Source organism: Neorhizobium sp. T25_13 (genome assembly GCF_002968675.1).
GTDB classification, from domain to species: Bacteria; Pseudomonadota; Alphaproteobacteria; order Rhizobiales; family Rhizobiaceae; genus Neorhizobium; species Neorhizobium tomejilense.
Genome location: NZ_PVBI01000003.1, coordinates 125,534 through 140,341 on the forward strand (window position 1 = coordinate 125,534; position 14,808 = coordinate 140,341).

Sequence of the window (14,808 nt, forward strand, 5' to 3'; positions counted from 1 at the left end):
AGAGCGATGAAAAACCTCAAAATTCGTGCTGAAGACATTGACGATGGTGACACATCTACGCACTTGGATTTCCCCCATCTGCCTTCGCAGACCAGCCAACTTCGATGGCTCATATGGCCGTTGACGGTGGTCGCCCTCTGCACCGCTGGCAGTGCCTTGACGGCCGTTTTCGTACCAAGTGCCCGAGCCGTGCTTCTCGGGGAGGACGGCATCATCGAAACGGGTGGCGCCGTGTGCCTGGCAAGCGTTGTGCTGTTGGCGGGAGCAGCTACTGTCGTATCTGGCCCGCGTGCGGCTCTGTCGTTGGGCGGCCTGCTTGGGCTCGCTGAGTTGATGGATGAGACAAGCTTCGGCGCTCGCATCCTTGGATTTCAACCGCCAGCTCTCTACGGTGGAGGCGAACTGGATGGTTTCCATGATTTGCTGATCTTGGCCTACCGGCTTCTGGACGAGCTCAGCCCGGGTCTTGGCTGGGCGTTCATTGGACTCATTCTTGCCATTTCCCTCGGCACATTGGTCTTTGCGCTGAGAGTTGTATGGAACATGCGCATCGATGCAGAATGGCCGTGGCTTTCGAACCACGTTCTGATTTTCCTTCACGTAGGACTGATCGGTATGGCGCAGGTCGTTGATGTAGCCACGACATCCCGCACGCTCTCGGCGGTGGAGGAACTGCTGGAATTCAATGCCGCCATCTTCCTGTTGTTCTACCTCGCTCAGCAGGTCGTGGAGACCACCCGGCAATCGAGGTCGGCTTGATCGTACAGCTGCTCCCGTCGGTTCAATTTCAAGAGAACCCTGAACCATCGCGCCTAAATGAACACGCCGAAGGAAAAGTCCGCCGACTAAACCCTCTTTCCGTTGCGAACCGCCTTCGGAAAAAATCGAGCCTCGCAAAACAGATGTTGACCCGGCCCCTGGGGCTGCCCCGATAGGAGGAGCGGTCAACAACCGGCGAGGTGATTCCTTGAGTTCTTCCGCACGCTACCTGAGCCCGTCCGACGCCGCCGAACGGCTCGGCATTTCCCCGAAGGCGCTGCGCCTCTATGAACAGCGCGGCCTGATCGCCCCGGTACGCACCGCGGCCGGATGGCGGACCTACGGCCCTGTCGAAATGGCCCGCGCCGGCGAGATCGCCGCATTGCGAGCCCTTGGCCTCAGCCTCGCGCAGGTGGCGCGGGTGCTGAAAGGCGAGGCGCAGGACCTTGCGCCCGCTCTTGCCGCCCACCAGGCGAGGCTCGAAACGGAAGCCCACAGGATCGCCGAGACGGTCGAAAGAGTCCGCAACCTGCGCGCGGACCTTGCCGTCGGCGAACCGCCGCGGATGCACGAGTTGACGCGCCTGACGCGTCCGGCGGCCGAGATCGTCGCAGCGTTCGACCTTCCCTGGCCCTGGGGCGGCGAACGCTTCGAACTCAGGGACGTGAGGCCGCTCAACTACATCATCGGCCCGCTCGGCAGCGGCAAGACCCGGTTCTCCAAGGCGATCGCCGAACATCTTCCGGGCGCGACCTTCGTCGATCTCGATCGCGCCGCCAACGGCGCCGCCGACGCCCGGGCACGGATGGAAACCGATCCGGCGCAGAAGCTACGCGTCGAGCAATCGCTCGCCTGGCTTGTCGAGGAGGGCGCTACGCCAACGCCTGCCCTCACCGCCCTCCTCGTGACCGTCGAAGCCGACGCGGACGGCATCCTGGTCATCGACATGATCGAGCAGGGTCTGGACCAGCCGTCGCAGGAAGCAGTCTCCGCCTATCTGCGCAATCGCGGTCCCGGCGCCCGTCCACTCTTCGTCATGACCCGCTCCTCGGCGATCCTCGATCTCGGCGCCGTCGGGCCGGACGAGGCGATCATCCTCTGCCCCGCCAACCACAGTCCGCCGAGCCGCGTCGCGCCCGTCCCGGGTGCACCCGGTTACGAGGCCGTCGCCACCTGCCTTGCCGCTCCGGACGTCCGCGCCCGCACGGAAGGCGTCATCGCCTGGCGTCCGCAGGTCGCCTGAACCGCATGGGCCCATCCGCGGGCAATGCGAGCCTGCAAACAACAAAAAGCCCCGCCGGCGGAACCGGCGGGGCTTTTTCAATTCAGATGGCAGGGAGCGATCAGATTTCGCTCTGCGACGTCACGATCCTCGAAACCAGGCCGTAGACCTTGGCTTCTTCGGCTGACAGCCAATAGTCGCGGTCCGTGTCGGCGGCGATCTTCTCGACCGACTGGCCAGTGGCTTCGGCCATGATCCTGTTCAGCCGCTCGTTCATCTTGATGATTTCGCGGGCCTGGATCTCGATATCGGATGCCATGCCGCGGGTACCGCCGGACGGTTGATGAAGCAGGAAGCGGGTGTTCGGCAAGCAGATGCGGCGCTCCTTCGGAACGGACACGTAGATCAGAGCGCCGGCCGATGCGACCCAGCCCGTACCGATCATCCAGACCTTCGGCTTGATGAACTTGATCATGTCATGGATCGAATCGCCCGATTCCACGTGGCCGCCGGGCGAGCTCACATAGACGCGGATGTCTTCGTCGCTGGCGGCGGCAAGCGCCACGAGCTGCGTGTTGACCTTCTGCGCCAGTTCCTGGGTAATCGTTCCATAGATGAAGATCGAACGCGACTTGAAAAGATTCGCTTCCGTTTCCTTGCCGAGCGGCAGTTCCTTGGTCTTGTCGTCCTTGTCGTCTTCGTCGTCGAGCACGCTGAGAGTCTCCTGCATCAGATTCATATACCGGACATAATGTGTTCGCCGCCGTAAAACAATGGAGCGTAGAGTCTAAGACGGCACCTTCCACGGACTAAGGTGAATGACGTAGTACCGAGCCTCCTGCCGCGGCAATTGCCGATGGACAGCCACAAAGCGCTTGCCTATCTTCGCAGTCATTCCGCATGCACATAATTTCCAGGGGACCAAATGCTGAAACGCCTTTCGCTCGCCGCCGCCATTCTTGCCGCCGCCACCGCACCCGCCTTCGCGCATCTCGACCCGGCCGCGCACGGCTCGTTTCTCGCCGGGTTTTCCCATCCGCTGTTCGGCGCCGACCATATCCTGGTCATGGTCGCCGTCGGCCTGTGGGCGGCACAGATCGCGATCGGCAGCAGCCGCAATGCGCTGTGGACAATCCCCCTGGCCTTCGTCGGCACCATGGCCGCCGGCTTCCTGCTCGCCCTCGGCGGCGCCGGCCTCCCCTTCGTCGAACCGGCAATCCTCGCCTCGGTCATCGGGCTTGGCCTGCTCGTCGCAACGACGGCGAAACTGCCGGTTTCGGCTGCAGCGGCAGTGGTCGGCGTCTTCGCCTTGTTCCACGGCCACGCCCATGGCGGCGAGCTCGGCTCGGCAGGCGCGTTGCAGTTCGGCATCGGCTTCATGATCGCCACCGCGTTCCTGCATGCAGCCGGCATCGCGCTCGGCCTCGGCATCGCCCGCTTCAGCCCCTACATCGCCCGTATCCTCGGCGCCGGGACCGCGCTTCTCGGCCTTTCGCTGGCCTTCGGCTGAGCCCCCGGTCACTGGCCAAGATTACCGAAATGTAAGGGATTCCGGCTTTGAAATGCCGGAATCCCTGCCTACCTTCCTGGTGACGGCAAACGCCTGCAAGGAGGCAAACATGTCACCGGAAGAACGCCAGCTCCTGACTGCCCTTTTCGACCGCATCCGCACCGCCGCCGCCACGCCGCGCGACGGAGATGCCGAGACCTTGATAGACCAGGCAACCCGCGAACAGCCCTACGCCACCTATTATCTGGCCCAGGCCGTGATCGTGCAGGAAAAGGGCCTGGAAGCTGCCGCCAACCATATCAAGGAACTGGAAGACCGCGTCCGCCAGCTCGAAGCGGAGACCAGCGATCATCACCGCGCCGAACAGAGCGGCGGATTTCTGAGCTCGATCTTCGGCACCGGCCAGGCCCAGCATTCCCCCGCCCCGCAGCCCGGTCTTCGAACCGGTCCACAGGCGGGGTCCCAATCCGGCCTCCAGCCCGGCCCATGGGGTGCCGCCCCACGTCAGAGCTACCGCACCGGCAGCGACTATGACGACGGGTATCGTGCACCTCCGCCCTCCGCCGTCCCCTGGAGCGGCCAGACATCCGCCCCGTCAGCCGGCGGCAGTTTCCTGCGCGGCGCTTTGGGAACCGCTGCGGGCGTCGCCGGCGGCATACTGCTCGCCAATTCGCTGTCCGGCATTTTCGGCAGCCACATGAACTCGCTCGGCTGGGGCTCGCCGCTCGCCGGCAGCAACCCCTTCGGCAGCGGCAACGCCTCGGGCGAGGAAACCGTCATCAACAACAACTATTTCGGCGATGACGCGATCCGCCAGGCCTCGGATGACAAAAGCGCCACCGCCAACACCAATGATGCAGCCGACAATTCCGGCCTGCAGCAAGCCGATTACGGCAACGACGACTTCTCCGACGACCAGGCGGATTTCGACAACAGCGATTTGGGCAGCGACGATTCGATGGACGTGTGAGGGAGCGCGCCGCGCCATTCCGGCGCTTCGCTTTGGCTCAGCGCGTTCGTCACTGCAATCGATTCACTGGATCGATTGCTCCGGCTTCGCCGGACCGTTCCTCACCCACGTCCCCGATACGTCGCGACCCCCTGCTCCGGCAGCCATACGCCGGCCGGGGCCTCGCCCGTCTGCCAGAACACGTCGATCGGAATGCCGCCGCGCGGATACCAGTAGGCGCCGATCCTCAGCCACTTCGGGGCGAGCAGGTCGACGATCCGCTTGGCGATATAGATCGAGCAATCCTCATGGAACGCGCCGTGGTTCCGGAACGAGTGCAGGAACAGCTTCAGCGACTTCGACTCCACCAGGAACCCGTCCGGAATATAGTCGATGACGATATGGGCGAAGTCCGGCTGGCCGGTCATCGGGCAGAGCGAGGTGAATTCCGGCGCCGTGAAGCGCACCACGTAATCGGTGCCCTGGTTGCCGTTCGGCACCTTTTCCAGCACCGCGGTTTCCGGGCTCTGCGGAGCCTCAACCTGGGATCCGAGCTGCGAGAGCCCGGTGACATCGGTCATCGTCATTTGCCTGTTCCTTCAACGTCTACTTTCTGTCCATGGGCGCGCTCGCCTTCGGGCTCCACATGGATTGCCAATGTGGCGCCGGCAATACTCGCTTTGATCGCATCTTCCAAGCGGTCGCAGATCACATGCGCCTCTTCGACGGTCATGTCGGCCGGTACGACCAGATGAAAATCGATGAAGGCCGCAGCCCCGGCCCGGCGTGACTTGAGATCATGGACGCCGAGCGCGCCGCCAGAATGGGTGGCGATCGCCTCGCGCACCGCCGCCTCCTCGTCCGGCTCCAGCGCCCGGTCCATCAGCCCCCCGATGGAATGGGCGATCACCTTGTAGCCCTGCCAGAGAATGTTGATCGCGACCAGGATGGCGAGCACCGGGTCGAGGATCGCATAACCTGTTGCAATCGCCAGGATGAGGCCGGCGAACACCCCGGCCGAGGTGACCACGTCGGACATGATGTGCTGGCCATCGGCCGCCATCGCCGGCGAATGATGGGCAGTGCCGACCCGGATCAGGGTTGTTGCCCAGAATGCATTGATGACCGCCGCAAGCCCGTTGATCGCAAGGCCGAGCACCGGCGCATCCGGAAGTCTCGGCGCGAGCAGCCCGTCCCAGGCCTCGCTGATGATCAGGAATGCCGCGACGATGATCAGCCCGCCTTCGACCACCGCCGACATGTATTCCGCCTTGTGATGACCGAACTGATGGTCGTGGTCGGCCGGCCGCTGCGCATAACGGATGACGAAATAGGCGATGAAGGCGGCAACCACGTTGACGAAGGATTCCAGCCCGTCCGACAGCAGCGCGACGGAGCCTGTCACCCACCACGCCAGCATCTTCAAGGACATGACGCCGAGCGACAGCGGCATGCCCCAGAAGGCCAGCCGCTCGACGATTTTGACTTCCCTCGGCACGATGTCTTCCTTTTTGCGCGTGCGAATGATTTGCAGGACCGGAGGTCCAAAACGGCGAAACCGCCGGAGCGAGATGGTTTCGCTCCGGCGGTTTCGAATAGCCTGCATATCGCTCAGATGAGCGGGTTTGTCAAAGGGCCGGCTGGCCTAATCGCGCCTTGTCGGATTGCATCGCGGTGGCCACTTCCGCCTCCTCCTCGAGGTCCTCCACCGTCTCGCTTCCCCGCCCGAGGAAGAGGAACACCACCACTGCCGTCAGCGCCGTGATCGCGGTCAGCAGCCACAGGAGCGACGAAAACCCGTCGCCATACCCCTGCAGCAAGGCCGCCTGGTCGATCGACGGCAGAAGCTTCGCCGCATCCTGGAGGTCGCCGGTCACCAACCGCTGCGCGATCGCGCCCGCCTGATCACCGGTGTCGCTGCCGAGGTTCGCGCTGGTGAGCGCCGAAAGCACCGCCGTCACCACCGCAAGCGCAACACCTTCGCCGGCCACGCGCGTGGTGCTGAAGATGCCGGTCGCCATGCCGGCTCTTTCCTTCGGTACGACGCTGACGGCAAGACCGTCCATCAGGCCCCAGGGCAGGCTGATGCCGATCCCGATCGTCAGGAGCGGCGCAATCAGTAGTATCGGCTCCGAGCCGACCGGGAACCGGCTGAGCCAGAACAGGCCAACCGCCGAGATCGCCAGGCCGGCGCCGCAAATCGTCGCCGGCGCGAACCAGCGCGTCAGCAGCCCGGCGGCGATCGGAAGGATGAGGAGCGGCCCGGAGAGCGCGATCATCATCCGCCCGCCGGCAATCTCGTCCATGCCCTCGATGCCGATGAACCGCACCGGCAGGAGGATGAGCAGCACCACGAACGCATAGGCCGGGGCCGCCGCCAGCAATTGTACGCCGACGAAACGCGGATAACGGAACAGCGTGAGATCGAGCATCGGCCGCGCCACAGTCCGTTCGATCCGGCCGAAGGCCAGGAAGAGCAGGACTGCCGCCAGCAGCATGACGATGACGAGCGGGTCGCCCCAGCCGCTTTCCGGCGCCTGCAGCACGCCGAAGGTCAGAGCGGTCAGCGCCGCCGTGAAGCTGAGCGCGCCCTTCCAATCGAGGCCGGACGCGTCCGGATCGCGTGATTCCTGCATGAAGATCGCGCCGAGAATGAAGGCGATTACCGCAAGGGCGACCACCAATACGAAAATCGCCGGCCAGCCAAACATGGCGATCATCCAGCCTGACGCGATAGGACCGAAGGCGAGCCCGATGCCGAAACTGGCACCGACGATGCTGAATGCCCTGAGCCGCGCCGCACCGTCGAATTCCTGGGCGAGCGAGGCCATGCCGCCGGAAAAGGCGGCTGCCGCGCCGATGCCCTGCAGCGCCCGCAGCACATCGAACCAGACGATATCACCCGCGAAGGCAAGACCTGTCGAGAACAGCGCGAAAATGCCGAGGCCGCTCAGGAAAATCCGCTTGCGTCCGTAACTATCGGCGAGCGCGCCGGCAGCCATCAGCGTGCTGCCGAAGGAAAGCATGAAGGCATTGGTGGCCCAGTTGAGGGCGATCGGGCTGCCGCCGAGCGCCCGGCTGATGGCGGGAAGGCCGACGGCCGTGCCGGTAAAGGTCAGCGGCATGGCAATCGCCGCGCAGCAGACTGCGATCAGAACGAACAGCCGTCCGGCTGCCGTTACAGCATGTGTGTTGTCTCTCATATCGGAGATTCCGCTGTGTTGGAGCAAAGGGGAAGGCGGGCGGCCTTTGGGAGAAGCCACCGCCTTGAACCCACCCGGCCGGAGGGCTTTATGTCACCAACACAAGATAAATCCGATGCAATGCTTGGAAAATCCCCGGTCCGTTCCTTATATGGCGGAAGAAAACGCTCGAATGGGAGACGCTATTGGATCGTCTGGGTGGACTGACGGCCTTCGTGCGCACCGCCGATCTCGGCAGTTTCGTCGCTGCCGGCCGGGTGCTCGGCCTGTCGGCGTCGGCGGTCGGCAAGGCCGTCACCAATCTCGAAAAGGAACTCGGCGTCCGGCTTTTCCAGCGCTCGACCCGCAGCCTTCGCCTAACAGAAGAAGGACGGCTTTTCCACGAACGGTGCCGCCGCGTGCTCGACGACCTGAATGATGCCGAAGCCTCGCTGGCGAGTGCCGTCGCCGTGCCGCGCGGAAAGCTCCGCGTCAGCGCGCCGATCGTCACCTATCATCTCCTGCTGCCGGTGCTGCCGGAATTCGTCGAGCGTTATCCTGAGATCGAACTTGATCTCGACTTCAACGACCGGATCGTCGACCTAATCGACGAGGAGGTGGACGTGGCGATCCGCAGCGGCAACCTGCCGGATTCACGGCTGATGTCACGGACGCTCAGGCCGTTCCGGATGCTCCTCTGTGCCGCCCCGACCTATCTCGACCGCCACGGCATCCCGCAATGCCCGCGAGAGCTCGACGGCCATCTGGCGATCCTCTTTCGTTATCCAAACAGCCGCAAGCTGCAGGACTGGCCGATCACCCTGCCGCCCGAAGGCGCCGAGCCGCACCTGCGCACGGCGCTCACCTGCAACAACATGGAGGCGCTGCGCAGCACCGTCATCGCCGGCCTCGGCATCGGCTGCATGCCGGATTTCCTGGCAAGGGAACCGGTCGCCGACGGCCGGCTGCGGACCATCCTCGACGAACACCTCGACGCCCCCGGCCAGTTCCACCTCCTCTGGCCCTCCAGCCGGCATCTGTCGCCGAAAGTCCGGGTGCTGGTCGATTTCTTGAGCGAGAAGCTGTTTGCGGAAACATGCGAAAGGTTGCCGGCGGCGCCGGAAGCTTCGTTGCTCGCGGGTGCCGCTGAATAATGCCGAGTTAGCGAAACCGGCACGGTCTGCGAATGCCAAAGGCCACTACGCGGCCGCTTCGTATTCCGGAATATGCTCAAGTTCGTCCCTGAGGTTCTCGGCCTCGATCTTGAGATCGAAACTGTTCTGCAGATTCATCCAGAATTCCGGAGAGGTCTTGAAGAACTTGGCCAACCGCAACGCTGTATCCGAGGTGATCCCGGTCTTCTGCGCGACGATACGCTCTATTCGGGTGCGTGGGACATTGAGTTTCTTGGCCAGTGCATAGGGCGTCATCTCCAGCGGTTCCAGATAGAGATCACGCAGAATCTCGCCGGGATGGATCGGCGGAAGGTGGCTGATACTCATAGCGGTCTCCTGTGTGCCGTGGTGGGCTTAGTGATAGTCGGCAATCTCGACCTCCTCAGGCCCAGCTTCTGTCCAGACGAAGCAAATCCGCCACTGCTTGTTGATGCGGATGGAATACTGCCCTTCCCGATCTCCCGAGAGTTTTTCCAGGCGATTGCCTGGAGGGGAACGGAGGTCTTCCAAAGAGGTGGCCGCATTCAACACCGTCAGCAGTTGCTGGGTGCGACGAACAAGATCGGGAGGGAAACCTTTCCTGACCGTACCGTCATCGATCGAGCGGGTAAGCTTGTCTTTGTACGATCGGATCACGGCAGGCCTCCCGATGAGCGTATCATAGAGAGATACCAACAATAGTCAACAGAAAGGTATCATCCAATGATACCTTTCTGGACCACCTACCCGAAGACCACCGCCATCCCGATGCTGTCGATGTACCGCCCGTTGATCCTCACCGCATCGCGCGCCACGCCCTCGCGCACGAAACCGACCTTTTCATAGAGCGCGATCGCCCTCACGTTGTCGGCATGCACATGCAGCTCAATCCGGTGGAAGCCGCGGTCTCGGGCCTGCCCGATTGCAGCGCGGATCAGCCGCGTGCCGAGCCCTTTTTCGCGATAACCGGGGATGATGCCCATGCCGAGCGCGCCGCAATGGGCGGCGGTCGGGCGGGGATGCCGGCGGATATCGCACCAGCCGACTACTTCTCCATCGACGACGGCGACGACCTGCGGATGGCCGTTCTCGATGTTGTCGAGTACAAAAGGCCGCACGTCTTCAAGCGGCGGCGCCTCCAGGAAGCTCAGGTATTTTCGCTCCCGCGAGACCATGTCGAGCGCCTTGTGAAAGCTCTCGATATGCTCTTCGCGGATGGATTCGATCGGGATGGTCTCGGGCAACACCTTACGCCGCCTTGGTCTTTGCCCGTCGCGACAGATGCGCCACGACGTTCTCGATCATCCGCATGCCGGCATCGCCGCCGAGCGTCATGATCGATTCCGGGTGGAACTGCACCGCCGCCACCGGCTCCTTGACGTGCTCGATACCCATGATCGTGCCGTCTTCGCTTTCGGCGGTGATCATGAAATCCGGGTGCAGCGTCTTCGGATCGGCGAAGATCGAGTGGTAACGCCCGACGGTGACTTCCTTGGCAAGCCCGGAGAAGACGATGCCCGGCTCCAGCACCCGGATGCGCGACGGCTTGCCGTGCATCGGCAGCGCCAGGTGTCTCAGTTCGCCGCCATAGGCTTCGGCCAGCGCCTGCAGGCCGAGGCAGACGCCGAAGATCGGCAGGCCTTTCGAGCGCGCCATCTTGATGGTCGCCTTGCAGTCGAAATCCTTCGGATTGCCAGGCCCGGGCGAGAGCACGACGAGATCCGGATCGAAGCGGTCGAACACTTCTTCCGGCACCGGCGTGCGCACGGTCGAGACAGTCGCACCCGTCTGGCGGAAGTAGTTGGCGAGCGTATGGACAAAACTGTCCTCGTGGTCGACGAGCAGGATCTTGACCCCCTGCCCCACCCGCGCCACGTCGCGGCCGGCCTTCGCCGCATTGCCGGCCTTTGCATCACGGATTGCTGTCAGCATGGCGGAGGCCTTCAGTTCGGTTTCGGCTTCTTCCTCGTTCGGATCGCTGTCGTTGAGCAGCGTCGCGCCGGCGCGCACCTCGGCAATGCCGTCCTTGATGCGGATGGTGCGCAGCGTAAGCCCGGTATTCATGTCGCCGTTGAAACCGACCATTCCGATCGCCCCGCCATACCAGGCGCGCGGGCTCTTTTCGTGGTTCTCGATGAACCGCATCGCCCACAGCTTTGGCGCACCGGTGACGGTGACGGCCCAGGCGTGGCTGAGAAAGCCGTCGAACGCGTCCATGTCGGGCCGCAGACGCCCTTCGATATGGTCGACGGTGTGGATGAGCCGCGAATACATCTCGATCTGCCGGCGGCCGATCACCTTGACCGAACCCGGCTCGCAGACGCGGCTCTTGTCGTTGCGGTCGACATCCGAGCACATGGTGAGTTCGGACTCGTCCTTCTTGGAGTTCAGGAGCTTCAGGATCTGCTCCGAGTCGGCGATCGGGTCTTCGCCGCGCTTGATCGTCCCGGAAATCGGGCAGGTCTCGATACGCCGGCCCGACACCCGCACGAACATTTCCGGCGAGGCGCCGACCAGATATTCCTGATGACCGAGATTGATGAAGAAGGAATAGGGCGACGGATTGATCGCCTTCAGCCGGTTGGAGATTTCCGAAGGCTTCGAGTCGCAGCGTTCCATGAACTTCTGCCCCGGCACCACTTCGAACAGGTCGCCGCGGCGGAAACTTTCCTTCGCCTTGGTGACGAGAGCCGCATATTCGCCGGGCCGATGGTCGCCCTTCGGCGGTATCGTATCGTTGCGCTGGAACGGGTCGGGCGCGATCTCCTGGTCCTTGCCTTCCGTCGTCACCCCGTCCTTGGAAAAGTCGTAGCGGTCGATCCAGGCCTTGGCGGCATGATGGTCGACGACGAGAATTTCATCGGGCAGGAACAGAACCATGTCGCGCTGGTCTTCCGGCCGCTGCATCGAAAGCTTGATCGCGTCGAACTGGAAGGCGATGTCGTAACCAAAGGCGCCAAACAGGCCGATCGCCGAATCCGCTTCCGAATGGAACAGGTCGACGATTGCCCGCAGCACGGAAAACACCGTCGGCATCTTCGAGCGCTCTTCCTCGGTGAACACGCGAGTCGGCTCGTTGACGGTGAGATCGAGGCGCCGGGCCGTCCGCTCCCCGAGCGTCAGTTCGGTCACCGTCTTCAGCTTGTCCGCGACGAAACCGAGCAGCACCTCGCCGCGGCCGTTGAAGGCTTCGATCCACACCCTGCGGCCATTCGAGGAGATCCCGAGCGGCGGATCGGCGATCGCTGTATCCCAGCGGGTATAGCGGCCCGGATATTCGTAGTTGGAGGAAAACACCGCGCCGCGCCGTTCGTCGAGCCTGTCGACATAGGAGGAGATCGCATCCGCATAAGGGGCTGCGCGCCGCTGCCTGCTGACCGCAATTCCGCCCCTCGTCTCGTAGACTTCCGAACCGTCATCCCGAATGATCGTTACCATTGTCCTGCCTCTCCAATGTCTTTGCCCGGGTGCCTGCGGCGGATAACAAAAAAGCCGCCTCGGGTTCCGGGCGGCTTGTGGTCTTGTCGATGGACATGACTGGTCAAGGCCGCGTTGAGCGTGCCGGCCACCAGTTAGCGATGTTCATCGAATTCATCATGGGCCGAATTGTTAGCTTGGGTTTTCGAGCCGCGCAAGCGAATTTCCATGACCTGGAAACGGAATTCTGGCGTCCGATGCGACCAAAACCGGTGATCGGCGTTTATAGTCCCGCAAGGACCGAAGAAACGCATCCGGGAAGGATACGGCATGCAGCATTCGTGGATCGCAATTCTGGCAGGCCTGCCCCTGATGATCGGGGCGGGTGTGCCGCCCGAAAGACCGATACCGCAGGCGCAGCATTCCGGTGCTCCGGCGGGCGTCGTGGAGGTGAACTTCCTGACCCGCATTCTGCAGGACGGCGGATCGCGTAACCGCGCACCTCGCCGCCGTGCGCCTTCACGACAGCAGGGACGCGGCGCGATACCCCAGCCGCCGGCGCTGGCAGACGTTCCCCTGCCGATCCCGAAGCCCGGGGGAGAGGTGGGGAAGACGACCGAGGCACCTCAGCCGACGGAGCGCCCTGCCGACAAGTCGGTCGTCCCCGAAGCCCAGCCGCCCGTGGCGCAGAACCGGCCGAGCGAAAATCCGCAAGGCCCGCCCCCAACTCCGCCCGTCGTCGAGCAGCCCGGCACCGCCTCCGAACCGGCACATGAGGCCGAGGTTCCAACGCCGCTGCCGAAACCGGGTACAGCGGCTGCCGACGCGCAGGCGGCCGACAAACCCGACCAGGCGGCCACCCCTGGAACGGATGCAGCCAAGCCTGGGGAGACCACGGAAGACGGCAAGCAACCGGACGAGCAGAAGGCCGAAGCTCCCCCACCGCCACCACCGCCTCCGCTTGTCAAGGAGGATCCCGAAGAGCTGAAGGCCTGCCTTGCCGAACTCACCTCGCTCGGCGCGAAATTCGAACCGACCGATCCGATCGACGAGGGCAATGGCTGCGGCATCGAAAGCCCGATCGACGTCGCCGCAGTCCTGCCGGGGGTCGAGGTCGGCGGCGCGACGATGCGCTGCAAGACGGCGGTCAGCCTGGCGCATTGGCTGAAGGACACCGTCCAGCCGGCACTCGACATCGCCATGCCGGGCCGCAGGATCACCGGGCTGGTGCCCGGCTCCACCTACGCCTGCCGCCTGCGCAACAGCGCCTCGACGGGCAAGATTTCCGAACACGCCCGCGGCAACGCCTTCGACGTCGCCGCGTTCAAGCTCGGCAACGGCGAGAAGCTGGAGATGAAGCCTCGGGCCGAGGACTCGACCATGGAAGGCGCCTTCCAGCGCACCGCCACTGCCGGCGCCTGCCTCCACTTCACCACCGTCCTGTCACCGGGCAGCGACGCCGCCCACCAGAACCACCTTCATCTCGACGTGCTGGAGCGGAAGGACGGGTATCGGTATTGCCGGTAGACGGCATGTCGCCCGCCACAACGCACGCATAACGCGCATTCCGGCCACACAGACATTGAGATTGAGACGACGGCGCGGCATATTTCCTTCTCCCCGTTTCAACGGGGAGAAGGTGCCGGCAGGCGGATGAGGGGCAACTTGCGATGCGGGGACCAAAAACAAACATGACTACTCGTGCCCGCTCGTTGCGCCGTTCCGACAATGTTTCGGAGGCAAAGCTTTGGGAAGAGTTGCGCGCCCGGCGACTGAACGGATTCAAGTTCGTCCGGCAGCTTCCGATCGGTCGCTACTTTGCGGATTTTGCTTGCCGGGACCGAAAGCTTGTCATCGAGATAGACGGAAGCCAACACGCCAATAGCGACTACGACAGGCAGCGGGATAGCTTCATGAATGCCGACGGATGGTCGGTCGCCCGGTTCTGGAATGTGGCGGTGCTGACTGAAATGGAATCTGTGTTGGAGACCATCGTCGCAATTCTGGAGGGCAGGTTGAATGAACCTGAGGATGCGCCAGATCTGAAATTCATGCCGGCAGCCGAGGGATAGCGGCCCCTCATCCGCCCGCCGGCACCTTCTCCCCGCAAGCGGGGAGAAGGGCATATGCGGCACTGTCTGCGCTCCTCGCAATGCCACCCTGATGCGGCCGAGGAACAAGCCACAGCTCTACCCCCGCCACCCCACCTCGATCATCACCCGGCCGGGTGCCAGGCAATAGAAGAGATAACCACCACGCATCTCGCGCGGCTCCCCCACCAGTTCGGCGTCGCCATCCTTCAATTCCCGATAAAGCCTGTCGACCTCGGCTCTTTCCGGCTGGATGAAGCCGAGATGGTAGGTGACGACCCCGAGCGCCTGCTGCTCGGCCCCGCCGAATTTTTCGACCGGGTGGCTGACGACGATTTCGAGGCCGGCATCGTCGTTGAGGATGGCAAGGCCGTTCCCACCGCGCGCCTCACGCAGAGTCAGGCCGAAATGCCGGACAAGGAAGGCAGTGGTTGCCGCAACGTCGGGCACGTGGATATCGATATGGTTCATACGCATCGTTTTCTCGCAAGGTTACCCCGGCGGAACGCGACGCTAAAAAAGCCA

Annotated in this window: 16 protein-coding genes; 7 read left to right on the forward strand and 9 right to left on the reverse strand. The window is 63.5% G+C overall.

The genetic code is table 11. The annotated features are described in order from the left end of the window. Positions 1 to 6 precede the first annotated feature (6 nt). Positions 7 to 759 carry a hypothetical protein gene (locus C5J22_RS07580; protein WP_105437765.1) on the forward strand — a complete coding sequence of 251 codons (753 nt, stop codon included), beginning with the start codon at positions 7 to 9 and terminating at the stop codon, positions 757 to 759. 208 nt (positions 760 to 967) lie between these two features. After that, a complete protein-coding gene (locus tag C5J22_RS07585; protein ID WP_105437766.1) occupies positions 968 to 2,002 on the forward strand; it encodes a MerR family transcriptional regulator in 1,035 nt (344 codons plus the stop codon). Between the two features lie 100 nt (positions 2,003 to 2,102). Here the strand turns inward: C5J22_RS07585 and C5J22_RS07590 are convergent, their stop codons facing one another. Beyond that, positions 2,103 to 2,711: an ATP-dependent Clp protease proteolytic subunit gene (locus C5J22_RS07590; RefSeq protein ID WP_038549469.1), complete on the reverse strand. Its 609-nt coding sequence runs from the start codon at positions 2,709 to 2,711 to the stop codon at positions 2,103 to 2,105. A 195-nt stretch (positions 2,712 to 2,906) separates the two neighbouring features. On the opposite strand from C5J22_RS07590, the gene C5J22_RS07595 reads away from it, so the two are divergent. Together C5J22_RS07595 and C5J22_RS07600 are read left to right on the forward strand one after the other, a co-directional pair. Next, positions 2,907 to 3,491: a HupE/UreJ family protein gene (locus C5J22_RS07595; protein WP_105437767.1), complete on the forward strand. Its 585-nt coding sequence runs from the start codon at positions 2,907 to 2,909 to the stop codon at positions 3,489 to 3,491. A 109-nt stretch (positions 3,492 to 3,600) separates the two neighbouring features. After that, positions 3,601 to 4,461 carry a DUF2076 domain-containing protein gene (locus C5J22_RS07600; RefSeq protein ID WP_105438108.1) on the forward strand — a complete coding sequence of 287 codons (861 nt, stop codon included), beginning with the start codon at positions 3,601 to 3,603 and terminating at the stop codon, positions 4,459 to 4,461. Positions 4,462 to 4,562: 101 nt separating this feature from the next. Here the strand turns inward: C5J22_RS07600 and queF are convergent, their stop codons facing one another. From queF to C5J22_RS07615, 3 genes are read right to left on the reverse strand one after another with little or no spacing between them, the layout of a single operon-like run. Further along, positions 4,563 to 5,027 (reverse strand): preQ(1) synthase, encoded by a 465-nt coding sequence (gene queF, locus C5J22_RS07605; protein WP_105400469.1) that lies wholly within the window; start codon positions 5,025 to 5,027, stop codon positions 4,563 to 4,565. Beyond that, the gene (locus C5J22_RS07610) at positions 5,024 to 6,046 is read right to left on the reverse strand and encodes a cation diffusion facilitator family transporter (protein ID WP_205837165.1); all 1,023 of its coding nucleotides are present in this window, start codon (positions 6,044 to 6,046) and stop codon (positions 5,024 to 5,026) included. Before C5J22_RS07610 ends, queF begins: the two co-directional genes overlap by 4 nt. A 22-nt stretch (positions 6,047 to 6,068) precedes the next feature. After that, complete coding sequence (locus C5J22_RS07615; RefSeq protein WP_105437768.1) at positions 6,069 to 7,643, reverse strand: MFS transporter; 1,575 nt, start codon at positions 7,641 to 7,643, stop codon at positions 6,069 to 6,071. Between the two features lie 185 nt (positions 7,644 to 7,828). Between C5J22_RS07615 and C5J22_RS07620 the strand changes: the two genes are divergently transcribed. Continuing rightward, positions 7,829 to 8,776, forward strand: a complete 948-nt coding sequence (locus tag C5J22_RS07620) for a LysR family transcriptional regulator (RefSeq protein ID WP_105437769.1) — start codon at positions 7,829 to 7,831, stop codon at positions 8,774 to 8,776. A 45-nt stretch (positions 8,777 to 8,821) separates the two neighbouring features. Here C5J22_RS07620 and C5J22_RS07625 read toward each other — a convergent pair whose 3' ends face one another. The 4 genes from C5J22_RS07625 to C5J22_RS07640 all read right to left on the reverse strand — a co-directional run bounded on the left by C5J22_RS07625 (position 8,822) and on the right by C5J22_RS07640 (position 12,214). Then, positions 8,822 to 9,124: a HigA family addiction module antitoxin gene (locus C5J22_RS07625; RefSeq protein WP_105437770.1), complete on the reverse strand. Its 303-nt coding sequence runs from the start codon at positions 9,122 to 9,124 to the stop codon at positions 8,822 to 8,824. A gap of 27 nt (positions 9,125 to 9,151) precedes the next feature. Beyond that, positions 9,152 to 9,433, reverse strand: coding sequence for a type II toxin-antitoxin system RelE/ParE family toxin (locus C5J22_RS07630; RefSeq protein WP_105438110.1), 282 nt, complete (start codon positions 9,431 to 9,433; stop codon positions 9,152 to 9,154). A gap of 86 nt (positions 9,434 to 9,519) precedes the next feature. Further along, a complete protein-coding gene (locus C5J22_RS07635; protein WP_371412569.1) occupies positions 9,520 to 10,023 on the reverse strand; it encodes a GNAT family N-acetyltransferase in 504 nt (167 codons plus the stop codon). Between the two features lies 1 nt (position 10,024). Then, positions 10,025 to 12,214, reverse strand: coding sequence for an anthranilate synthase (locus C5J22_RS07640; RefSeq protein ID WP_105437771.1), 2,190 nt, complete (start codon positions 12,212 to 12,214; stop codon positions 10,025 to 10,027). Positions 12,215 to 12,523: 309 nt separating this feature from the next. Here C5J22_RS07640 and C5J22_RS07645 point away from each other — a divergent pair, with 309 nt between their 5' ends. Beyond that, positions 12,524 to 13,720, forward strand: coding sequence for an extensin family protein (locus C5J22_RS07645; protein ID WP_105437772.1), 1,197 nt, complete (start codon positions 12,524 to 12,526; stop codon positions 13,718 to 13,720). Between the two features lie 143 nt (positions 13,721 to 13,863). Next, positions 13,864 to 14,265 (forward strand): endonuclease domain-containing protein, encoded by a 402-nt coding sequence (locus C5J22_RS07650; protein WP_105437773.1) that lies wholly within the window; start codon positions 13,864 to 13,866, stop codon positions 14,263 to 14,265. Positions 14,266 to 14,382: 117 nt separating this feature from the next. Here C5J22_RS07650 and C5J22_RS07655 read toward each other — a convergent pair whose 3' ends face one another. Further along, complete coding sequence (locus C5J22_RS07655; RefSeq protein ID WP_105437774.1) at positions 14,383 to 14,760, reverse strand: VOC family protein; 378 nt, start codon at positions 14,758 to 14,760, stop codon at positions 14,383 to 14,385. Positions 14,761 to 14,808 lie beyond the last annotated feature (48 nt).